Here is a 22578-nt window from a genome sequence, read left to right as displayed (position 1 = left end):
CGAATCCTTTCCGGATCAGCCGAAACGGCCGGTGATGTAGTCTTCCGTTTGTTTGTGGTCCGGCTTGGTGAAGATTTTTTTGGTCGTCCCGTACTCGACGATTTTCCCTTCGTAGAAGAAGGCGGTGTAATCGGAGATGCGGGCGGCTTGCTGCATGTTGTGGGTGACGATCACGATCGTGTAACGGCCGCGCAACGTGTCGATGAGTTCCTCGATTTTTGCGGTGGCCACCGGATCGATGGCCGAGGTCGGTTCGTCCATCAGCAGCACTTCCGGCTTGACGGCGATGGCGCGCGAGATGCACAGGCGCTGCTGCTGGCCGCCCGACAGGGCGGTGCCCGGCTGGGCCAGCTTGTCCTTCACCTCGTCCCACAGCGCGGCGTCGACCAGGGCTTTTTCCACGCGCTCGGCCAGTTCGCCCTTCGTCAGGCGGTAATGCAGCCGCAGGCCGTAGGCGACGTTTTCGTACACGCTCATCGGAAAGGGCGACGGCTTCTGAAAGATCATGCCGACGCGCCGCCGCAAATCGATCCGATCGATGTTGGGCGCCAGGATGTCCTGGCCGTCGAGGTAGATGTGGCCGGTGGCGCGCTGGTCGCGGTACAACTCGTAGATGCGGTTGAAAACGCGGATGTGGGTCGATTTGCCGCAGCCCGACGGCCCGATGATCGCCGTCACCTTGCCGTCCAGAATGTCCAGATTGTTGTCGACGAGCGCCCGATGGCTACCATAATAGAAATCCAGGTGTTCGACGCGCAGCTTGGCGCCGGTGACGACCTGGTCCCGCGCCGTCGTCGTCGCGGCTTCGATGGCGCCGGCCACCGGATTCATCATTTCCGCGAAGGTCTGCATCATTTTTTCACCCCCATGAACCCGAGCCGGGCCAGGATGGTCAGCGCCAGCACCGCGGCGGTGATCAGCAGCGAGGCGCCCCAGGCGGCCTGCTGCCAATCCACATACGGCGACATGGCGTAGTTGAAAATCGTGACGGTCAGATTGGCCGTGGGCTGGAACAGCGAATTCGGCCAGTACGGACTGTTGAGCGCGGTGAACAACAACGGCGCGGTTTCGCCGCTGACGCGGGCCACGGCGAGCAGGGTGCCGGTGATCATGCCGCGTTTGGCCGCCTGCAGCACCACGCCGACGATTGTCCGCCAGCGCGGCGCGCCCAGCGCCAGGGCCGATTCGCGCAACGAATCCGGCACCAGGCGCAGCATGTCCTCGGAGGTCCGCGCCACGACCGGCAGCATGATGATCGCCAGCGCCACGGCGCCCGCGAAGCCGGAAAAGTGGCCGAACGGCCGCACCAGCAGGCCGTAGGCGAACAGGCCGACGATGATCGACGGCACGCCCATCATCACGTTGACGGTGAAGCGCACGACGGCGCCCAGACGCGAATGGCGACCGTACTCGGACAGGTACATGCCGGCCAGCACGCCCATCGGTACGCCCAGCGCGATCGCCAGGGCGGTCAGCAGTCCGGTGCCGACCAGCGCGTTGGCCAGGCCGCCGCCGGGGATGCCCGGCGGTGTCGGCAATTGCGTGAAGAAAGCGGCGTTGAGCGAAGTCGCCCCCCGCTGGAAGATTTCCAGCAGGATCCAGCCGAGGAAAAAAATGCCGATCAACGCGGCCAGCGCAGAAATCACGGTGACGATCCCGTTGGTGATTTTGCGGCCGAGCGGCGGACGGCGGTTCATCGCGGCGCCCCCATTTTTTTCTGGATGCCCCGCAGCCAGAGTTGCGCCGCGATCTGGATGAGAATGGTCATGACGAACAGCACCAGGCCCAGGCCGATCAGCGAGTTGAGGTAGAGCGGTTCGGCGGCCTCGGTGAATTCGTTGGCCAGGGTCGAGGCGATGCTGTTGGCCGGTTCGAACAGCGAGGCGGAGACGTGATGGTTGTTGCCGATCACGAAGGTGACCGCCATCGTTTCGCCGATCGCCCGGCCCAGGCCGAGAAAACAGGCGCCCAGCAAGCCGGAAATGCCGTACGGGACCATGATCTTGCGGGTCACTTCCCAGGTCGTGGCGCCCATGCCGTAGCCGGCTTCCTTGATGATCGGCGGCACCATGTGGAACACGTCGCGCATCACCGAACTGATGAACGGCAGCACCATCAAGGCCAGGATGACGCCGGCGGTCAGCATGCCCAGGCCCATCGGCGGCCCCTGGAAGAGCGGCAGAAAGCCGAGGTGTTCGCCCAGCCAGGGCTGAATGTGTTCGGCCATGAACGGCGCGAAGACGAACAACCCCCACATGCCGTAAATGATGCTGGGGATGGCGGCGAGCAATTCGATGCCGTAGCCCAGGATCTTGCTCAGGCGTGGCGGCGCCAGTTCCACCAGAAACAGGGCGATCACCAGGCCTAGCGGCACCGCCAACGCCATGGCGATCAGAGTGGAAACCAGGGTGCCGTAGACCGAACTGGCCGCGCCGAACAGCTTCGCGACGGGGTCCCAGTCCTGCGAGATCAGAAACCGCCAGCCGAAACGGCCGAGCGCCTCCCGCGAACCGCTGTAGAGCACGGCGAAAATACCGGCCATCAGCAGGGGAATCCCGATCGCCGAGACGAGGGTCAAACCCTTGAAAACCCGGTCGCCGGTGCGTGTCTGTCGCACTACCTGGTCGCTCATGCTTCACGCTCGAAAGGCGAAAGCGGGGAACCGCCGGAGCAGCCCCCGTTTCCGCCGGATGGATTCGGATAAGCCGTCGGCTACCAGACCGGCTGGCCGCCCGCCGCGATGGATTTCTTCCACTCGGACTGCACGAGCTGGATCACGCTGTCGGGCAGCGGCACGTAATGCAACGCAACCGCCTGGTCCTTGCCGTGGGCGAAGCACCAGTCGAAGAACTTCAGGATCGTCTGCGCCTTGGCGCCGTTGGCCTGCGCCTTGTGCATCAGGATGAAAGTCGCGCCGGTGATCGGCCAACTGCCGTCGCCCGGCTGGTCGATCAGGACCAGGTAGAAGCCGGGGGCGTTTTTCCAGTCGGCGTTGGCCGCGGCGGCCTGGAAACTTTCGAGGGTCGGGGCGACGAATTTCCCGGCCTGGTTCTGCAGCAGGGTAAAGGCCATTTTGTTTTGCAGGGCATAGGCGTATTCGACGTAGCCGATGGCGCCGTTGGTTTTCTGCACGTAAGCGGCGACGCCCTCGTTGCCTTTGCCGCCCAAGCCGGTCGGCCAGGAAACGGCCTTGTCGGCGCCGACCTTGGTTTTCCATTCGGCCGAAATCTTGGCCAGGTAGTTGGTGAAGATCCAGGTGGTGCCGGAGCCGTCGGCGCGGTGAATCACGTAGATCGGGGTGCTCGGCAGGGCGAGGCCGGGATTGGCGGCCTTGATCGCCGGATCGTCCCATTTTTTAATTTTACCCAGGTAGATATCGGCCAGCGCGGCGGGCGTCAGTTTCAGTTTGCCGGCGCCGATGCCTTTCACGTTGACCACCGGCACGACGCCGCCCATCACCATCGGAAATTGCACCAGGCCGGCTTCGTTCAGTTCCGCCTGGGTCAGCGGGGCGTCGGAGGCGCCGAAATCGACGGTCTTCGCCTTGATCTGGGCGATGCCGCCGCCGGAGCCGATCGACTGGTAGTTCATTTTGACGCCGGTGAGTTTTTCGTATTTGTAGGCCCACTGTGCGTACAGGGGGTAAGGGAACGTCGCGCCGGCGCCGTTGATGATTTCACCGGCCAGGGCCTTCAAGCCGGTCGCCGGCAGAATCAGCAAGCCGGCCAGGATCGTCAAGGCAATCAGTTTCCAGGGTTTCATCGGATTTTATCTCCTTTCGCGTCGCGGGACGCTCTTCCGGTTTCACTTTTCGGAAAGAAGATAAAAGGCGGGTGCTAAATTACCGCTACCGGATTGTTAATTTTCGGTTAGGAATGAAAATCGATCAGGCGCGTGGCAAATGAATCGTAAAAACACTGCCTTTGCCGGGTTCGCTTTGCACGGTGATTTGCCCGCGATGCACGTTGACGATGTGTTTGACGATCGCCAGACCCAACCCGGTGCCGCCCAGTTTGCGGCTGCGCGCCTTGTCCACCCGGTAAAAACGCTCGAAGATCCGCGGCAGGTGTTCGGCTTCGATGCCGCAACCGCTGTCGGCCACGACGAGTCGCGCTTCGGTCGGGGTGCCTTCGAGCCGGATCGTCACCCGGCTGCCGGCCTCGCCGTATTTCAGCGCGTTGTCCAGCAGGTTGACGACCGCCAATTCAAGCAACTTCTGGTTGACGACCACTTGCAGTTCCAGGTCGCCGGTCAGCTCGACCGCGGCCTTTTTTTCGGCGATCCGCGCCGCGCAGATATTGAGCGCCGACTGGACGACTCCGGCCAGGCGCGCCGGTTCGCCGGCGACGGTCGCGGCCTGCTCGTCCTGCTCGATTTTCGACAGGAACAGCAGGTCGTCGATGATCGAATTGAGCCGTTCGGCGTGATTGGACACGATGGCGAGGAAGTTTTTGGCGTTTTCCGGGTCGTTGATCGCCCCGTCCCGCAACGTTTCCACGAAACCTTTAATGGAAGTGATGGGGGTTTTGAGTTCGTGCGAAACGTTGGCGACGAACTCGCGCCGCAGGTTTTCCAGCTTTTTCAGGCGCGTGACGTCGTGCAGCACGATCAAGGCGACCGCGCCGTCCTGTTCGGCGGTCGGCGGCAGAAAAATTCCATAGGCCAGCAGGAACCGCTCGCCGCCGTCGTGCAACAACAGGTCGGCCTCGGAGCGTTGGCCCTTTTCCAGCAATTCACCGATGAATTTCTGCAGATTCGCGTATCGCGCCACCTCCAGGATCAAACGGCCCGCCGCCTGTTGCGGATCGACCCCCAGCAGGCGCCCGGCCGCCTGGTTGAGGCGCACGATCCGCCGTTCGCCGTCGATCAGCATGACCGCTTCGTTCATGTTCGCCAGCACGGCTTCCTGCTCGCGCTGCTGCCGCGTCACGGTGCGGATCCATTGGTCGAGCTGGCCGGCCATCCGATTCAACGAGTCGGCGAGGACGGCCGATTCCTCGTAATCGGCGGCCTGGACGCGGGTCGAGAAATCGCCTTCGGCCAGCCGCGCCGCGCCGCGGGCGACCGCTTGGAGCGGCCGGGTGACGCGCCGCGCCGTCCACCAGAGCAAACCGCCGGCCAGCAGCGCCACCGCCAGACCGCCCAGCGCGATGCGGAGATCGAGGTTGTTCAGCGCCTGTTTGAAAACCGGCAGGGGCATGGATGCGCGCACGATCACGGGTTGTCCCCCCGGGTTTTGCAGACGGATCGGCACGGCGACGTAAACCAGGTCCTTCTTCAGCGTGAAGCTGTAGCGGATCGAACGGCCGACTTTTCCGGCCAGGGCTTCGCGCACCTCGGGCCGGTCGGCATGGTTGTCCATCGCCGCCGGAGTTTGTTCGGAGTCGGCGAGCACCTCGCCCGACGGCCGGATGAGCGTGTAACGCGTGCCGGTCTCCCGGTCCAGGCGCCGGCAGATGTCGTTCAGTTCGAGCGGCATCCGCGTCGGATCGGCGTTTTTAATCTCCTCGGCCAACAGGCGGGCGTCGGTTTCGAGGATGTTGGCGGTATGGTCGAAATAGAAATTCCGCAGGATCAGGGTGGTGTACCCGAACAGGGCCGCCAGACTAAACAGGAGAATGGCGATTTGGACGGGGTACAATTTCCAGAACAGTTTTTTTCTTGTCACCGACTCCTCCCGATCATCGTCTTGCGGTGAAAGGCGGTAATTCTAATAGGCGTCGGTTTGCCTTTTGTTTGCGTTCGATGAGAAATGCGTTAATCCGCTCGCTCCTCGTTCGCGGTTCACGTGCCGGGGTCCGGCGACGCCTCGTTCGCCGGAGCCGCCTCGGGCGACGGTTCGGCGGCCGTTTCCTCGTCGGGCGCCGGCTCGGCCAGGGGTCGCGCGGCCAGCGATTCGCCGTGCAGGAACTTCGCCAAATCGATCTGCACGATCCCCAGGCGGCTGCCGATGAACAGCAAATCGTTCTCCTCATCCAACCAGACCGGCTCGGCCTTGTTGCCCACCGGCACTTTGCGGATCACCTTGCCCGTGCCGTCGCTGATGACCGACAGCATGCCGGTCGCCCGGCTGACCGCGTAAAACAACCCGCGGCGGACGTCGTGCGCCAGGCCGAGAATGTTCGGATCGGTATGCATCGTCCGCAAAATCCGCATGGTGTCGAGCGAAACCTCGTGCAGTTCGTCGGAATAGTAGCTGGGAATCAGCACGGTGTGCCGTCCCTTGACCGGCGTGATCAGCATGCCGGCCCGCAGGTGGACTTCGCGGATGATCTGAAAGGTCCAGCTATCCAGTTCGACCAGGCTCATCAGGAAGCGGTCGCCCAGCATCCCGACGAGCGCGTACAGCCGGTGGTTGGGCGCGTCCAGGTACATGCCGTAAACCCCGTCGCTGAACAGGGTGTAACCGGTTTTTTGGAAGTCGATCGTCTTGCGCAGGCTCAATTGGCAGGGGTCGGCGATGTTTTCGTACGTGAGATAGGAAATCACCGGCGGCGTGACGTTGGAGACGAACAACCCTTCTTGATTGTAGGGGATGAACTGGAGCGGCGTCAGCAGGCCGAAGGGGAAGATATCCTTTTTGCACTGGGTTTTCAGGTCGTCGGCGTCGAGCGAGAGGAAATCGCCGGTATACCAATTGGTGCCCCAGAGGTGCCGGCCGTCCGGCGCGAGTTGAAGGTCGCGCATCAAGCCGGGAAGAAGCTGCTGCCGGGCTTTTCCCGTCGCGCGGTCGAAGGCGTACAGGCCGCAGGTCGGCCCGTAATTGACGTACAGCCGTTCGGGCGTGCCCACCATCTTGCGCAAAAAGGTGAAGGTCGAATCCACCTCGGTGCCGGGCGGCGGATAGAACATCGAAACGCCCTCGATGCTCCGCGTGTCGTAACCCCGGGTCGCCAGGATCGGCATCAGGTCGTGAATCGACTGCATCGGCAGAATCCCGATGTAGTTCAACAGGATCTGCGCGAAGAAATAGACGATCGGCACCACGCGAAACGCCATCGAATAAAAGCGGATCACTAACAGAAAAAACAACAGCAAGGGCGGGCCGCCGAAAAGGGCGGCGAAGAAAATGTAGGATCCTTTGCGGGGCGGCAGATTCTGGCCTGGGCGGAACGACATGCCTTCGATCGGCGCGAGCGTCCATAGATACAGCCAGATCATCACCAACGAAAAAATCAGGGGGATGAGCCAGATCAAACGCGATTTCGGTTTGGTGGTCGTCCGCCACATCAACAAGGTGATCGCAATGACGAAAAAGGCGGTAAAGTAAGGAGTCAGCGGAATGAACATCCGCAGCCACCAGACGATCTTGATCATCTCCGGCCGCAACCAGGAAAAATCGAACCCCTTATGGGTAACCTCCAAATTGGAAAGAAAGGTGGCGAAAAACGCGATGGCCATGAAAAACAGCCATTGCAGCGTCGTCGCCTGAAAGCGCAATCGTTCGCGCCAACGGTGCAGGTGGTTGAAGATATAGAGGCAGGCGGTAAAGAGGAGGCCCCAGAGGAAAATCTGCCAAAGGCTGGAGACGTCCAAGGGGTGGAAGATCAGCGCCTTCACGAACAGGTAGAAAAGCGCATTGAAAATCAATACATCGAGCCAAAGCACCAGGACGCGCCAGTGCGGCTTGTCGGCCGGCACGCGGACATTGTCCCATCCTTCCAAACGGGTGGTGAACCTTGATTTCCACCGATAGATGGCGTGAACGGTCAGCATGCTGGTCTTCTTATCACGCCTGCCGCGGGGAGAAAAGCGACGCCCCGGTTCACGCCGGGCTTTCTGGCATGCCGAAGGAAAAATGCTACAATGAGCGAACCGGATGAGGGCCGAATAAAATTCTTCGACGGATCGGCGGGTCGATGGCGGGGAGCCGTTTCATTTTTCGTCAACCCTGGTTGCTTCGATTGACGCAATTCATCGTGGCCGTGCTCTTGATGCGGCAAATTTTCTGGTCGCTTTGGGGCCGGCTCAACCCGGATGAATTTGAAAACGCTCAGGTACTTTGGCTCCTGCTGCACGATATCTGGCCCGGCCGTGATTACTATCATTCCCATCCGGCCTTCTTCAATTTTTTACTCTATCCGTTTTACCGGGCGTGTGGGCCGACGCCCGAAATGTTCTCCTGGGTCCGCGCGGGCCTGTTGCCGATCAGCCTGTTGCCGTTCTGGCAATTGTCTCGTCTCACCCAGCGGGTGGCGGCTGAAAAAATCGTTCCCTGGCTGGCCCTGGCCTTGTTTCTGACGGCCTCGTTCGCCGCTCGCAGCCTGGTGGAATCACGGCCCGATACCCTCCAAGTGCCATTCATTCTGGCCGGGCTGCTCGCGACGCTGGCTTATCTGGACGACCGCCATGCAGCCCGCGCGCGTCTGGCGACGGCGGCCGTCTGTTTCGGGGTCGCGCTGCTTTTCGGCAACAAGGTCGTTTTGGTGATTCTCGCCACGGCCTGGGCGTTGGAACGTTTTCACGACCGATTTTTGCATTGGTCCTTCGCACGACGGTTGTGGCGGCTGGCGTTGTTCGGCGCGGTATTGCTGGTCCCGGAACTTTTGTACTGGGGAAGTTACGCGGCTTTCGGCCGAACCGACCTGCTGCGCTCGCTTTTCGCCTTGTCGTCGCTCCAGCCCCTGGTCCAGCCCGCCGTCGCGTTGGCGCTGCCGCGACACCTGCTGCTCATCTGCCTGGTCGGCCCGGTGGTCATTTTGCTTGGCTTGCTCGGCCTTTACGGCGTATGGCGTCCGGCCTCCGAACCCGGCATGCCGTCGGCGGCGGTTTTTCTACTCGGCTCTTCCGCGTTGGCGCTGTTGGCGCAGGCGTTGCTCATGCCGGTCAACCTGCCCCACTTGTCGGTATTGCCGCTGTTGCTGCTGAGCATCCTCGCCGCGTTGTGGCTGCGCCGGCGGCCGGGTTGGGTCGTGGCCGGTTGCCTGTTGATTTCGCTGCTCGTGGGAATTCGGTTCGATGCGCACCAATTCGAAACCCGCCGGCGGCAGTTGGACGCGTTTCGGTACTTGTTGGAGGTTGCGCCCCGCGATCGCCCCATCCTGGATGGCTACAGCGGGTTCGCCTGCTTTCGGCCGATCGTCGGCCGTCTGATCTATTATCGCCCCCGGTATTTCGATATTCCGGAATCCGACGAAGGTGCCGCCGAGATTATCGATCACCTACGCGATCGCGGCTTCGCTGCCGTGGTCGTCGATCCGGCGTATCCCGAAATGATGCGGGGCATCCGGACGTTGATCGAGCGCAACTACGAGCCGTCCGTCTATCCGGAAATCCGGTTGCCGCGAAAAACCGTCGCGGCGCCGGACGCTTTGAGATAAAATGCCGCGCATTCGCCACGCGAAAATCTAATTCGGGAGACCATCATGGATCGCCATATTCTGACCGGTCAACGGATCGAACGCGCGCGACGCATCGCCCAGGCTGGTGGTTTGGAGCCGGCGCTCGCGGACGGCAGTCTGCCGCGTTATATCGACACGACGCTTTCCGAAGCCCTGGTGCTCGGGCTGTTGCGGCAGGGCGTGCGCAAGTACATCGGCATTCTCGGCCACGGCTCGACCGAAATCGGCGAGGTCCTGCGCATTTACGAGGCGCAGGGCCTGGTTAAGACCTACGCCGTGCGCAGCGAGGTGGAGGCCGGCCACGCCGCGATGGCCCTGCGTTGGGTAACCGGCGAAAAGGCGGCGGTGGTCACCTCGATCGGTCCGGGCGCGCTGCACGCCTTCGCTTCTTCGCTGGCGGCGGCCAGCGACGGCGTCGGCGTCTGGTACCTGTTCGGCGACGAGACGACCGAGGACGAAGGTCCGAACATGCAGCAGATTCCCAAGCACGAGCAGGGCCTGTTCCACCAAATGTGCGCGACCCTCGGCGAAGCCTATTCGCTGCACACGCCGGCGGCGCTGGGCCCGGCCTTGCAGCGCGGCCTGTGCCGCGTGGACGATCCCCATTTCGCGGGGCCGTTTTTCCTGTTGCTGCCGCTCAATACCCAGCCCGCGCCCCTGGTGCATTTCAACCTCGACGAACTGCCCGCCGGGCGGCCGCCGCGCCTGGGCCCGGCGGCGGACGAAGCGGCCTACCGGGAGGCGGTCGCGGCGCTGACCGCGGCCGAGCGCGTGACGGTCAAGCTGGGCGGCGGCGCGCGCGCCGCCGGTCCCGAAATCCAGGAACTGCTCGAACTGACCGACGCCGTGGCGGTGCTCAATCCGATCGCCACGGGGACGATTCCCTACGATCATCCGCGCAACATGCTGGTCGGCGGCTCGAAAGGCTCGATCTGCGGCAACCACGCCATGGAGGAAGCCGACCTGATCGTGGCGGTGGGCACCCGCGCCGTCTGCCAGTCGGATTCCTCGCGCACCGGTTACCCGCGCGCCGCAAAGGTGATCAACCTCAACACCGATCCGCGCGCCGCGTTGCATTACACCCGAACCGTCGCGCTGGTCGGCGACGCCGCCGCCACGCTGCGACGACTGAACGAATTGCTGCGCGCCGCCGGCCGGCCGGCGAAAAAATCCAAGTGGCTGGAAGCCTGCGCCGCCAAACGCCGCGAGTGGGAAGCGTTCAAGCAAGAGCGCTTCGATCGGCCGGCGCTGTTGGACGAGATGTGGCAGGCGGAAGTGCTGACGCAGCCCGCCGCGATCAAAATCGCCACCGATTGGGCGCGCGCCCATGACGCCGTGACGTTTTTCGACGCGGGCGACGTGCAGGCCAACGGTTTCCAGATCGTCGAGGACGACCGGATCGGCCGGACCTTCACCGAAACCGGTGCCAGCTACATGGGGTTCGCGGTTTCGGCGCTCTTGTCCACGGCGCTCGCCGACCGATCGTTCTACGGGCTGGCCTTGAGCGGCGACGGCTCGTTCGTCATGAATCCGCAGATCCTGCTCGACGGCGTGGAACACGGCGCGCGCGGCTGCATTCTGCTGTTGGACAACCGACGGATGGCGGCCATTTCGTCGTTGCAGTTGGCGCAGTACGGCAAGGATTACGCGACCAACGACGCGGTGCGGGTCGATTACCGGCAATGGGCGGCGGCGATCCAAGGCGTTTTGGCGCTCGACGGAGGCCGCACGCCGGAATCGCTGCGGGCAGCGCTGGCCGAAGCCTACGCGCATCCGGGGCTTTCGTTGATCCATCTGCCGGTCTATTTCGGGCCGGACCCGCTGGGCGGCCTGGGTGCTTTCGGCCGCTGGAACGTGGGCAACTGGGTCGAGAACGTCCAGGCGTTGCGCCACAAGATCGGCTTGTAACGACCCGCTTCCGAATCGGCCTGGAAGGAGTTCAATGAAATCGGCGGAAAGAACGCGCCTGGGTTGGACGTTGGCGGTGGCCCTGACGTTGGGGCTGCTGCTGCCCGGCATCCGCTATTTCAATCCGACCAATCGCGGCATCATGGATCTATTCTGGCTGCTTTTTTTCGCCTGGATTCCGGTCGGCGGACTCTTGCTGCTGCCGGCCCGCTATCGGCCGACGAAATGGATCCCGAGGATTCAACTGGCACTCGGGCTGATCACCGGCCTCGCGCTGCTGCAATCGGTGCTTTATCTCGGGGCGATCCTCGCGGTTTTCTATCGGTGGATCGGCCTGCTCGCCGTTTTGCTCGTGCTCGTTTTTCTCGGGCGGTTTTTTCGCTCGCCGCGGCCGCGGTTGCTGGTGCTGCTCGTCGCGGCGGCCGTCATTCCGCTGGCCGGGATGCTTTGCAGTTGGTGGAATTTCTTAATGATCGGCGCGGGCCGTTACCAGCCCGGCACCGAGCAGGCGCCGGTCCGGTTGCTGATCGATCCGACGGAACTGAAAAGCCGCGATCCGCAGATTGGCAAGGCGCATCCGTATTTCGTGGAATACGACGCCCCGGCGGATTTGCTGGTGGCTTCCTTCAAGGACGATTGGGGGGCGATCTATCCCCGGTTCGATCGCGAGCGGCACAATTACCTGGTGATGCGACGGACGAATGGCGAGCCGCAATGGCGGCTTTTGTATTTCGGCCCGTCGCAGCAGCCGGAAAATATCAAGCTCGATCCCGACCGCAGCCGGGGGTGGGTCAACGTCTTGGATCCGGCGCGGCACACATTTCATCTGGCCGCGTTTTCGTATGCCGGCGATGAACTGCGGCAGACCGCTTTCGGCGAATTGCCGGTCGAACCGAACGCGCTTTTCTATCACGCCGATCAGGATCGCCTGTTCGTGTTGGGCATGCGCCGCGAACTGGTCGAACTGGATCCGGTCAGCCTGAAAATCCGCGCCCAATACAGTTTCAACTACCTGCTGAACAACGATGTGCGCAACACCGAACTCCACAGCGAGTTGATCCGAACCCTGAAGGGCGAGGAACTGGTGAACCTGACGGCGTATTACCGGTTGGCGGCCAATACGCTCTACCTGGGCGGGTTGGGCCGCCGCTTGCACGCCGTCTCGTTCGAACGCCCGATCCCGCCGGTCTCCTCGGCCGACGAAGCAGCGGGTCTGCCGCCGGTCGTTTCCCTGTCGCGGGGCACGAGCCGGCGCGTGGCGCTCGGACCGGAAATCCTGCAACTCGACTATGACGCGGAGTGGAACGAGTTGTGGGCCGGATTGCCGCTGCAACGGGAAGTCGTGGCGCTGGACGGCGATACCCTGGCGATCAAGCGGCGATTCGCCGCGACGGTCGCCGTGCGGCCGCTGGCCGTTCTGCCCGGCACCGACTATTTGCTGACCGGCGATTACGCCGCCGATCGGACGGTCTTGCTCGACCGCCGCGACGGCGCCGTGAAGGCCGTCTACCGTTTGGGCCGCCTGCAACGCCATGCCGTCGCCGACCCGGCCGCGCCGCGCGCGTTCGTGGCCACCGGTTGGGGGGTTTTCGAGGTGCGGGTCGCGCCGTGATGGGGAATTAATTTTCGGGAATGGTTGCCGCTTCGATCGCCACCGGCTGGCCGGCGAGGCGCAAGGATCGTTCGGCCGCCTCCAGAATGCGGCTGATGCGCCAGGCTTCCGACCCGCCGGCGAGCGGCGTGGCGCGGCCGTCGATGCATTCCAGCAGATGATCGACCACCCGGCGTAGTGGTTCCGCGCGATCGACCGGCGAGATGCGGCGCTGCGCGGCGGCGGTCTCGGTACCGGGCGGCCCGGGAATAATCGCGAGACTGCCCGCCGGATCGAGGTCGTCGTACAGCACGGTCGCCTGAGCGCCGATCAAGCGGGTGCAGCGCTTTTTTTCCTCCGGCCGCCAGCCCACGCGGATTTCCGCCCGCTGCCCGGCGGCGAATTCGACGGACAAGGTGGCTTCGCTCGGCTCGCCCTGCGGCAACATCCGATGAGCGACGGCCGCGACTCGGCGAGGTTCCCAACCGAAGAGGAATTGCAGAATCGACAGGTCGTGGACCGCCAAATCCCACAACACGTTGACGTCGGGCGCCTGAAAACCGCGGCTGTAGCGTTCCGCCTCGTAGGCGGCGATTTCCCCGAGGCCGTCGTGACGCACCAGTTCGCGCAGGCGGCGGACCGGTTCGGAGAAAATGAAGGTGTGATCCACCAACATGACGCGCCGCCGCTCGGCGGCCAACGAAAGCAGGGCGGCGGTTTCGCGGGCGGTCATCGCCAGGGGTTTTTCGACCAGGATGTGTTTGCCGGCGAGGAGCGCTTCGCGCGCCAGCGCGGCGTGGGTGCTGGCGGGCGTGGCGATGGCGATCGCGTCGATTTCGGGGTCGCGCCAGAGATCGGCGGCCTCGGCGGTCGTGCGCAGGGACGGCCAGACGGCGTTGATTTCAGCCCGGCGGTCGGGCCGGCGGTCGCAGGCTGTTTTCACGGCGGCGCCGTCGCCGGCGAGCAGATTACGGATCAATTTCGGGCCCCAACACCCACAGCCGATCACCCCAAAAACGATCATGAGTATTTTCGCCGCCTTGTCGGTTGGCGCCGCGGCGTTCGTTACCACGGCCTTGGTGCCTTTTATCACTAATAAACCCGGTATTCCATGCCGTCGGCGAGAATGATAGAAAACAGTTAATCGACCGGGTCGATCATCCGTCGGCCGGCGAGGATAACGCTGTCGCGAGGAACGTAAAAATGACGCAGCAGCCGAACCGGAGGCAACGGGCGCTGATCACCGGCGGCGCCGGTTTTATCGGCTCGGCGCTGGCGCGCGTACTACTCGCCTCGTTTGATGAAATCACGGTGCTCGACAACCTGGCCACCGGCCGCCGTGAAAATCTCGCGGAATTGCCGCCGGGGCGCGTGCGGTTCGTCGAAGGGGACGTGCGGGATTCCCGGCTGCTCGACGATTGTTTGCCCGGCGCGGCGGTCGTCTATCATCTGGCTTGCCTCGGCGTGCGGCATTCGCTACATGCCCCGCGCGAAAATTTTTCGGTCAACGCCGAGGGTACGCTGGCGGTGCTGGAAGCCGCGCGGCGGCACCGGACGCCGCGCCTCGTGCACGTTTCGTCGTCCGAGGTTTACGGCGACGCCGGGCAAACGCCCATGACCGAGGATCACCCCTGCCGGCCCAACACGGTCTATGCCGCCGGAAAATTGGCGGGGGAGGCGCTGGTGCGGGCCTTGGCGCGGACCGCCGACCTGCCGGCGGTCATCGTGCGGCCCTTCAACACCTACGGCCCGCGGTCGCACCACGAGGGCGACAGCGGCGAGGTCATCCCCAAGTTTTTGCTGCGCGGGTTGGCCGGCCGGCCGCTGGTCGTTTTCGGCGACGGCGAACAGACCCGCGATTTTCTATACGTCGACGACACCGCCCGCGGCATCGCCGCCGCCGGCCTCGTCCCGGCGGCGGTCGGCCTGACGCTGAACCTGGGCAGCGGCCGGGAGATTTCCATCCGCGAATTGGCCGGGCAAATCGGCCCGCTGATCGGCCGACCGGAAACGGCGATCGAATTCGCGCCGGCGCGTCCCGGCGACACGCGACGCCTGCTGGCCGACGCCGGATTGGCGCGGCGGGTGTTGAATTTCACGCCGGCCGTTTCGCTGGAGGAAGGATTGCGGGCGCTGCTGGCCTGGTATCGCGCCCGGCCCGTTTCGCCCGAGGAATTGTTGCGCGAGGAGATCACTTTCAATTGGCGGACGCCCGACGGAGCGCACGATGACTGAACGGATTCCCCTGGCCAGACCGTGGCTCGGCGGCGCGGAGCTGCAGGCCTTGCGGCGGGTGCTGGCGAGCGGCTGGCTGACCCAGGGGCCCGAGGTGGCGGCGTTCGAGCGCGAGTTCGCCGCGTTCGTCGGGGCGCCGCACGCCTGCGCGGTGACCAATTGCACCACGGCGCTGGGCCTGGCGCTCGAGGCGCTGGAAATCGGCGCCGGCGACGAGGTGCTCACCGTCAGCCATTCCTTCATCGCCGCCGCCAACGCGATCCGCCAGCGCGGCGCCCGCCCGGTTTTCGTCGACATCGACCCGGCGACCCTGAACATCGACCCGGACCGCGTCGAGGCGGCGATCACCCCGCGGACCCGCGCCGTCTTGTGCGTGCACCAATTGGGGATGCCGTGCGACCTGGCGCGCCTGCTGAAAATCGCCCGCCGCCGAAACCTGGCGGTGATCGAGGACGCCGCCTGTGCTCTCGGCAGCGAAATCAGAATCGGCGGGCGATGGGAACGGATCGGCCGGCCGCGCGGCGACGTCGCCTGCTTTTCGCTGCATCCGCGCAAGGTGATCACCACGGGCGAGGGCGGCCTGATCACCACGCGCCGCGCCGACCTGGACCGCCGGCTGCGCCTGCTGCGCCACCACGGCATGAGCATCAGTGACCGCGAACGCCACGAGGCGCGGGAAGTGCGGTTCGAGCAGTATCTGCTGCCGGGGCACAACGGCCGACTGACCGATCTGCAGGCGGCCGTCGGCCGCGTGCAATTGCGCCGTCTGCCGGGCATTCTCGAACGTCGCCGCCGCCTGGCGGAACGCTACCGGCTAGCCTTGGCGGCGCTGCCGGGCTTCCGGCCGGTGAGCGAACCGGTCTGGGCGCGAACCAATTGGCAGAGCTACGGCGTCTACCTGCCGGACGGGATCGAGCAGACGATCGCGCTGCAATGTCTGGCCGACCGCGGCATCGCGGCGCGGCGCGGGGTGATGTGCGCCCATCGCGAGCCGGCTTATCCGGCGGACGCCTGGACGAGCGGCCCGCCGGCGCCCGGCGCCCGATCCGCGCTCGCGGCGAGCGAAACGGCCAGCGACCGGATGATCCTGCTGCCGTTGTATCCGCAAATGACCCGGCGCGAGCAGGACGCCGTTCTGGCGGCTTTGCGGGCGATCGCGCGCGGCCGCGCCGACTGATCGCCGACCCTTCTCATCGCCGGCCGGCTTGGCTAGAATGAAGTCGATTTCCAACTGGACGGAGCCCGACGTTGTCGTCGATCGACATACCGACGCGCTTGAGCCTGACCATCGCCTTGCCGGTGTACAACGAACCCGAAACGATCGCCGAACTGGTGCGCGATTCGCTGGCGGTGCTGGAACGGGCGACGACCGGTTTTCGCGAGGTTTTGATCGTGGACGACGGCAGCGCGGCGCCCACGGCCGAACTGGTGCGCGAACTGGCGGCGCGGCCCGGCGTTCGCTTCGTCACCCATCCGCGCAACCGGGGTTTCGCCGCGGTGCAGCGAACCTGTTATCGCGAAGCGCGGGGCGATTGGGTTTTTCTGCTGCCGGCCGACGGGCAGATTGCGCCGGCGGTGTTGTTTGATCTGCTGCCGGGCTGCACGACGAATTCGCTGATCCTCGGCGTGGCCGCGGGCGAGGCGATCGACCGGAGGTTCTTTTCGCGGCTCTATCATCGGCTCGTGCGGCGGCTGTTTTCGCTGCCGTACGGCGATTTCGGCGCTTGTTTGCTGGTGAAGCGTGAATTGGCGACGAGCGTGCGGTCGACGGCCGCCACGCCGGTGGCCATGACGGAACTGGTCGTGGAAGCGCATCGCCGCGGCGTCGGCGTGGCCGAGGTGGCGGTGCAAAAAACGCCCCGTCGCTTCGGGCGGTCCAAGGCCGCACGGTTGTGGCGGACGGCGCCGCGCACCGCCTGGGAGCTGGCGGCGGTTTATTGGCATACCCGGACGAAAAGGAAACCCGGATGATTCCGTTTGTCGATTTGTCGGCGCAGTACCGCGAGATCGGCGCCGAACTGGAGGCAGCGGTCCATCGCGTGCTGGCCAGCGGGCGGTACGCGCTCGGACCCGAGGTGGAAGCCTTCGAAAACGAATTCGCCGCCGAGCACGGCGCGACGGAAGGCGTGGCCGTCAGCAGCGGCACCGCCGCCTTGCACCTGGCGCTCCTGGCCGCCGGCGTCGGCCCGGGCGACGAGGTCATCACCACCCCGCTGACCTTCGTCGCCACGATCGCGGCGATCCTGTATACCGGGGCGCGGCCGGTGCTCGTCGACGTCGACCCGCGCACCTACACGCTCAACCCGGAGGCTGTCGCGGCGGCCGTGACGCCGCGCACCAAGGCGTTGTTGCCGGTGCACTTGTACGGTCAGCCGGCCGATCTCGATCCCTTGTTGGCCGTCGCCGAACGGCACGGTTTGCGGCTGATCGAGGACGCGGCGCAGGCGCACGGCGCCGTTTATCGCGGGCGGCCGGTGGGCGGCATCGGCCACCTGGGCTGCTTCAGCTTCTATCCGGCGAAAAACCTGGGGGCGTGCGGCGAGGGCGGCATCGTCCTGACCAGCGATCCGGACCTGGCGCGCCTGCTGCGGTTGTTGCGGAACTGGGGCGAGGCGGGAAAAAACCAGCACGTGCTCAAGGGCTTCAATTATCGGCTGGACGCGCTGCAGGGGGCGATCCTGCGGGTCAAGCTGCGCCATTTGGCGGCCTGGAACGAGGCCCGGCGGACGCTCGCCGATCGTTACCGTTCCCTGCTGGACGGCCTGACCCTGACCCTGCCGGCGGAGCGCCGGGCGGGCGAGCACGTCTACCACGTGTTCGCGCTGCTCGTCGATCGCCGCGAACGGGTCCGCCAAGCATTGCGGGAACGGGGCATCGAGTGCGGCGTGCATTATCCGCTGCCGGTCCACCTGATCCCGGCCTATGCTGAACTGGGTTACCCGGCCGGCCGGTTTCCGATCGCCGAGCACATCGCGGCGATGGAACTGTCGCTGCCGATCTATCCCGAATTGACCGCCGCCCAACAAGAGGAAATCGCCCTGGCGCTGCGGCAAACACTGGCCGTTTAGCCGGGTGTTGAAAAGCACCTGGCGTGCGATCCAGGGATGGATCGCCATTTTCGGCAACTTCCGAAGTTGCCGAAAATGAAGCGAAAGAAAAACCACGCTTTTTGTTGAGCGCGGTTGAAAAAGACCAGGACGGCCTTTTTCAACAGCCTGTTAAATCGATTCGCGGTTTGCGCTTCCCGCGGCCTTGGTTTTATACTGCGTCACTCCGACCGGACCCTTCCGGCAACCGAAAGGTGTGAATTTGGCTCGCGTCTTGCTGATCAATCCGTCCATGGACGTCGCCGCCGGCTTCGGCGAATACCACACGCTCATGGAGCCGATGCCCTGCGTCGGCCTCGCTTACCTGGCGGCCACCAGCCGCGCGGCGGGGCACGAAGTGCGGGTCATCGACAACTTCGCCGACAACCTGCCGCCCGAGCAATTGGTGGCGGCGGCGCGTGCGTTCGATCCCCAGGTGATCGGCCTGGGCGTGCTGACTCCCTCGGCCCGCGCCACCGAGGATCTGGGCCGCCGCTTCAAGGCCGCCTTGCCCGAAGCGCGCGTGGTGTTGGGGAACCTGCACGCCTCGCTGTTCGCCGACGAAATGCTCCGCGACGGCGCCTGCGACGTGGTCGTGCACGGCGAGGGCGAGCGCGTCTTTCCGACCCTGATCGCGGCGCTCGGGCAGGGCGCCGACTTGGCGACCGTCCCCCACGTTTCGTTCCGGCGCGACGGCGAAACGGTCACCACCGGGCGCGGCGAGCAGATCCAGGATCTCGACGATTTGCCCCGGCCGGCGTGGGATCTGTTTCCCTGGAAGAAATACACGTTCCTGCCCTTCGTGACCGTCGCCAAGCCGTGCCTGTCGATCATGGGCACGCGCGGCTGTCCGTTCCGGTGCAAGTTCTGCGCCCTGGGCTACATGGGCAGCCATGTGCGCGTGCGGACGCCCGAGAACATCGCGGCCGAGGTCGAGTGGCTGGTGCGCGATTTCGGCATCCGCCACGTGGGATTCGTCGACCCGATCTTTCCGCTCAGCAAAAAGCACGGCATCGAAACCTGCCGGGCGATCCGCGCCCGCCGGCTTCCGGACAACTGGTGGTGGACCAGCGAAACGCGCGTCGACGTGATCGACGAGGAAATGTGCCGCGAGATGAAGGCGGCGCGCTGCCGCCGGATCCTGTTCGGCGTCGAAAGCGGCGTCGACGAGCTGTTGGCCAACGTGGGGAAGAATTTCAAGATCGAGCACGTGCGCCGGGCGGTGACGGTGGCGCGCGCGGCGGGCCTGGAAATCGCGGCGTTCTTCATGCTGGCGCTGCCCGGCGAGACGGCGGCGATGACCCGGCGGACGATCGATTTCGCCTGCTCGCTCGACATCGATTTCGCCAAGTTCGGCGTGACCATTCCGTTGCCCGGCTCGCAGTACTACGAGGATCTGGTGAACAGCGGCCGGATCAAGCCCGGCGATTGGGACAAATTCACCACCTTCAACCCGGATCCGGACACTCTGCCTTATATTCCCGAGGGGCTGACCGGCGAGGAACTGCAACGCCTGCACCGCAAGGCCACCTGGCGGTTCTATATGCGGCCGAAGATGATCTTCCGTCACCTGTTCGTGCTGCGCACCATCGGCCTACGGCGCCTCTTTGACGGCGCGGTGATTCTGCTGCGCCAGTTTTTCCAGGGAAGACTGTAACATGCGCGTCCTGTTCGTCCGCCCGCCCAAATACCTGTGGCCCTACATGAACGAACAGGACAACTACCTGCTGCCGCAGGCCATCGTCTACCTGGGCGCCGCGGCGCGCGCCGCCGGGCACGAGGTGACGCTGCTCGACTGCATGCCGGTGCAAATGGGCTGGCGCACCCTGGAGCAAACCATCCGCGACCGGCGACCGCAGGTTGTGCTGGCCGGCGACAGCGAAACGCTTTACGCGCACGAAAGCGGCCGCGTTTTCCAGGTGGCCAAGGCGGTCGATCCGCGCATCTTCACCGTGGCCGGCGGCGTGCATTTTTCCCACGCCTGCGCCGACGCCTTCGCCAAATACCCGATCGACGCCATCGTGCGCGGCGAGGGCGAAATCACCCTGACCGAACTGCTGGTTGCCGTGGAGGGCGGCGGCGATTTGCGCCGGGTGGCCGGTTTGGCGCTGCCCGACGGCGCCGGCGGCGTCCATTACACGGCGCACCGCGCGCTGATCGAAAATCTCGACACCCTGCCGTTCCCGGCCTACGACCTGCTGCCGATGAACAAGTACGGCACCGCGCGCTACCTCTTTTCGCCCGGCGGCGTGACCATCCACCACAGCCGCGGCTGCATCGACGGCTGCCGCTACTGCGCCTGCTGGCTGCAAATGGCCCGGCGCGAGGGCGCGATGCCCGACGAAACGCTGCGGCCCCGCTATCGCACCCGTTCGGTGGGGCCTGTGATCGAAGAAATGGAACACCTGGTGCGGCAGTACGACAAACATTGCCTGGTGTTCGTCGACGACACCTGGAACGTCGATCCGCGCTGGTGCGACCAATTCGCCGACGAGGTGCTGCGCCGGAAAATCAAGGTCAACTGGCACGCCTTCATCCGCGCCGATCTGCTGCACCGCGACGTCGAGTCCGGCCTGTTCGAGAAATTGCTGGCCGCCGGTTTGTCGCACGTCTGCATCGGCCTGGAGCGCGCCGACGATGCCGAGCTGGACAACCTCGAAAAGCACCACATGGACGTCGAGCGGAACAACCGGTTGATCCCCCTGGTCCGAAAAAGATTTCCGCAGCTTTTTTTGCAGACCACGTTCATCGTCGGGCTGCGGCAGGACACGCCGGCCAGCCTCGACCGCCTGCTGAAGTACGTCAAAACCCTCGACCCCGACTATCCGGCTTTTCACCCGATTACCCCCGTGCCCGGCACGCCCCTGTGGGACGAGGCGAACGAGAAGGGCTGGCTCGAGGTGAAGGATTTCTCGCGCTACGACTGGATGACGCCGGTGATGGGCACCGAAAAAATGACCCGCGAGGAACTGGAATACAAAATCTGGGAAATGAACAAGCGCTTCATGGCGCCCTGGCGCGTGCTGCGCGGCGTCTTTTCACGCCACCAGTATCGCCGCCGCATGTACCTGTGGTGGCTGAAGGTCAGCCTGAACGTCGCCTTCGACTACGTGCTCGACCGCGTGCTGCCCTCGCGCTCGGTCCGCCGCAAGGCGCTGCTCTCCGAATACGTCGGCATGATCCGCCCTGATTGGTACGACCGCTGAGCGCCGGCCGCCCGGCTCTCTTGCCAGCCGCGACTCCCTCGGTTACCGTGAGCCCCATCCGGAGGAAAGGTTGAAGAAATCCTGGTTTTGGCTCGCGGGAATCCTGGCGCTGGCCGCCGCCGTCTATGCGCCCAGCCTGCGCGGCGAATTCGTCTGGGACGACCGCGCGCTGGTGCTGGACGACGAGCAACTGCGGTCGTTCGCCAATCTCCCCAAGCTGTTCGCGCGCGATTTCTTCGCGCCCGGGCAGGACGATTTCAAGTATGGCTACTACCGGCCGCTGATCACCTTCAGCTACCTGCTGGACTGGTCGTTGTGGCGCGACCGCCCGCTGGGTTACCGCCTGACCAACCTGCTGTGGCATCTGCTGTCGGTCGCGCTGCTGTTCACTCTGGCGCGCCGCCTCGCGCCCGACTCGCCGGTCGCCGCGCCGCTGGCCGCCGCGGTGTTCGCGCTGCACCCGATTCACGCCGAATCGGTGGCCTGGATCGCCGGGCGCACCGACGTGCTGTGCACCGCCTTCGCGCTCGGCTCGCTGCTCGCCTGGCATCGCTATCTGCAACCGGTTGAGGCGCCGCCCGTCCCGAAGGGAAAAAAGAACGTCGCGCCGCCGGCTCCCGTGCGCCATTGGCGCTGGCTCGCCCTGGCGGTGTCGTTGTTCTTCCTTTCGCTGCTGGCAAAGGAAATGGGCGTGGTGGTGCTGCCCGTCGCGGCGCTGCTGGCCTGGCTCATGCCCGAGCCGGGGCAAAAGAAAACCTGGCCGGTCGCGGCGGTCGTCGCGTTCGTCGGCGCGGCGGCCGTCTACCTGGTGCTACGCTTTGCCGTCGCCGGAGTGACGACCGAATCGCCGTCGCCCGATCATTCGCTCTGGCGGGCGCTGGCGACGTTTCCGGGGGCGTTCGCGCTTTATCTCGGCAAGCTGTTCTATCCCGGCGAACTCTCGTCCTACTGGACGCATCCGTACGTCGATCACCCGTTCCGCCCGACGGGGGTGATGGGCCTGATCGACCTGACTTTCCTGCTGCTTTTATTCTGGGCCACGCGCCGGCGGGACGCGCGGCTGTCGTTCGCCGTCGCGGCGTTTCTCGTCTCGTTCGCGCCGCTGGCCAACCTGGTGCGCATCAGCGCCCCGGCCGACATGGGTTTTGTCATGGCCGAGCGCTTTTTGTATTTGCCGTCGGCGTTTTTCTGCCTGGCGCTCGCGCTGGCCG

17 protein-coding genes are annotated in these 22578 nt (G+C 64.8%); 10 read left to right on the top strand and 7 right to left on the bottom strand.

The window, feature by feature from the left end:
• Positions 1 to 15: 15 nt before the first annotated feature.
• The 6 genes from pstB to GX444_01515 all read right to left on the bottom strand — a co-directional run bounded on the left by pstB (position 16) and on the right by GX444_01515 (position 7716).
• On the bottom strand, positions 16 to 852 hold the full coding sequence (pstB, locus tag GX444_01540; protein NLH47266.1) for a phosphate ABC transporter ATP-binding protein PstB: 837 nt from the start codon (positions 850 to 852) through the stop codon (positions 16 to 18).
• Positions 852 to 1697: a phosphate ABC transporter permease PstA gene (gene pstA, locus GX444_01535; GenBank protein NLH47265.1), complete on the bottom strand. Its 846-nt coding sequence runs from the start codon at positions 1695 to 1697 to the stop codon at positions 852 to 854. Before pstA ends, pstB begins: the two co-directional genes overlap by 1 nt.
• Positions 1694 to 2632 carry a phosphate ABC transporter permease subunit PstC gene (gene pstC, locus GX444_01530; GenBank protein ID NLH47264.1) on the bottom strand — a complete coding sequence of 313 codons (939 nt, stop codon included), beginning with the start codon at positions 2630 to 2632 and terminating at the stop codon, positions 1694 to 1696. Before pstC ends, pstA begins: the two co-directional genes overlap by 4 nt.
• An 80-nt stretch (positions 2633 to 2712) precedes the next feature.
• Positions 2713 to 3762: a phosphate ABC transporter substrate-binding protein PstS gene (pstS, locus tag GX444_01525; GenBank protein ID NLH47263.1), complete on the bottom strand. Its 1050-nt coding sequence runs from the start codon at positions 3760 to 3762 to the stop codon at positions 2713 to 2715.
• Positions 3763 to 3886: 124 nt separating this feature from the next.
• Complete coding sequence (locus GX444_01520; protein NLH47262.1) at positions 3887 to 5668, bottom strand: PAS domain-containing protein; 1782 nt, start codon at positions 5666 to 5668, stop codon at positions 3887 to 3889.
• Positions 5669 to 5784: 116 nt separating this feature from the next.
• On the bottom strand, positions 5785 to 7716 hold the full coding sequence (locus tag GX444_01515; protein ID NLH47261.1) for a hypothetical protein: 1932 nt from the start codon (positions 7714 to 7716) through the stop codon (positions 5785 to 5787).
• A 143-nt stretch (positions 7717 to 7859) separates the two neighbouring features.
• Between GX444_01515 and GX444_01510 the strand changes: the two genes are divergently transcribed.
• From GX444_01510 to GX444_01500, 3 genes are read left to right on the top strand one after another with little or no spacing between them, the layout of a single operon-like run.
• Positions 7860 to 9320, top strand: coding sequence for a hypothetical protein (locus tag GX444_01510; protein ID NLH47260.1), 1461 nt, complete (start codon positions 7860 to 7862; stop codon positions 9318 to 9320).
• A 45-nt stretch (positions 9321 to 9365) separates the two neighbouring features.
• Positions 9366 to 11249, top strand: coding sequence for a thiamine pyrophosphate-binding protein (locus GX444_01505; protein ID NLH47259.1), 1884 nt, complete (start codon positions 9366 to 9368; stop codon positions 11247 to 11249).
• Between the two features lie 34 nt (positions 11250 to 11283).
• Positions 11284 to 12861: a hypothetical protein gene (locus GX444_01500; protein ID NLH47258.1), complete on the top strand. Its 1578-nt coding sequence runs from the start codon at positions 11284 to 11286 to the stop codon at positions 12859 to 12861.
• A gap of 7 nt (positions 12862 to 12868) precedes the next feature.
• Here GX444_01500 and GX444_01495 read toward each other — a convergent pair whose 3' ends face one another.
• Positions 12869 to 13864 carry a Gfo/Idh/MocA family oxidoreductase gene (locus GX444_01495; GenBank protein ID NLH47257.1) on the bottom strand — a complete coding sequence of 332 codons (996 nt, stop codon included), beginning with the start codon at positions 13862 to 13864 and terminating at the stop codon, positions 12869 to 12871.
• Positions 13865 to 14043: 179 nt separating this feature from the next.
• Between GX444_01495 and GX444_01490 the strand changes: the two genes are divergently transcribed.
• From GX444_01490 to GX444_01460, 7 genes are all read left to right on the top strand, one after another.
• Complete coding sequence (locus GX444_01490; GenBank protein NLH47256.1) at positions 14044 to 15075, top strand: NAD-dependent epimerase/dehydratase family protein; 1032 nt, start codon at positions 14044 to 14046, stop codon at positions 15073 to 15075.
• On the top strand, positions 15068 to 16252 hold the full coding sequence (locus GX444_01485) for a DegT/DnrJ/EryC1/StrS family aminotransferase (GenBank protein ID NLH47255.1): 1185 nt from the start codon (positions 15068 to 15070) through the stop codon (positions 16250 to 16252). The genes GX444_01490 and GX444_01485 overlap by 8 nt, the downstream gene beginning before the upstream one ends.
• A gap of 71 nt (positions 16253 to 16323) precedes the next feature.
• Entirely contained in the window at positions 16324 to 17046 is a 723-nt protein-coding gene (locus GX444_01480) for a glycosyltransferase family 2 protein (GenBank protein ID NLH47254.1), read from the top strand.
• Complete coding sequence (locus GX444_01475; GenBank protein ID NLH47253.1) at positions 17043 to 18143, top strand: DegT/DnrJ/EryC1/StrS family aminotransferase; 1101 nt, start codon at positions 17043 to 17045, stop codon at positions 18141 to 18143. The genes GX444_01480 and GX444_01475 overlap by 4 nt, the downstream gene beginning before the upstream one ends.
• Before the next feature lie 241 nt (positions 18144 to 18384).
• A complete protein-coding gene (locus GX444_01470) occupies positions 18385 to 19818 on the top strand; it encodes a radical SAM protein (GenBank protein NLH47252.1) in 1434 nt (477 codons plus the stop codon).
• Between the two features lies 1 nt (position 19819).
• On the top strand, positions 19820 to 21367 hold the full coding sequence (locus tag GX444_01465; GenBank protein NLH47251.1) for a radical SAM protein: 1548 nt from the start codon (positions 19820 to 19822) through the stop codon (positions 21365 to 21367).
• Positions 21368 to 21437: 70 nt separating this feature from the next.
• The coding region (locus tag GX444_01460) for a hypothetical protein (protein NLH47250.1) at positions 21438 to 22578 on the top strand (1141 nt) is incomplete at its 3' end.

This window comes from Myxococcales bacterium, from assembly GCA_012517325.1.
GTDB lineage: Bacteria > Lernaellota > Lernaellaia > Lernaellales > Lernaellaceae > JAAYVF01.
Note: the sequence above shows the minus strand (reverse complement) of the source record. Positions and strands in the feature narration are given on the sequence as shown.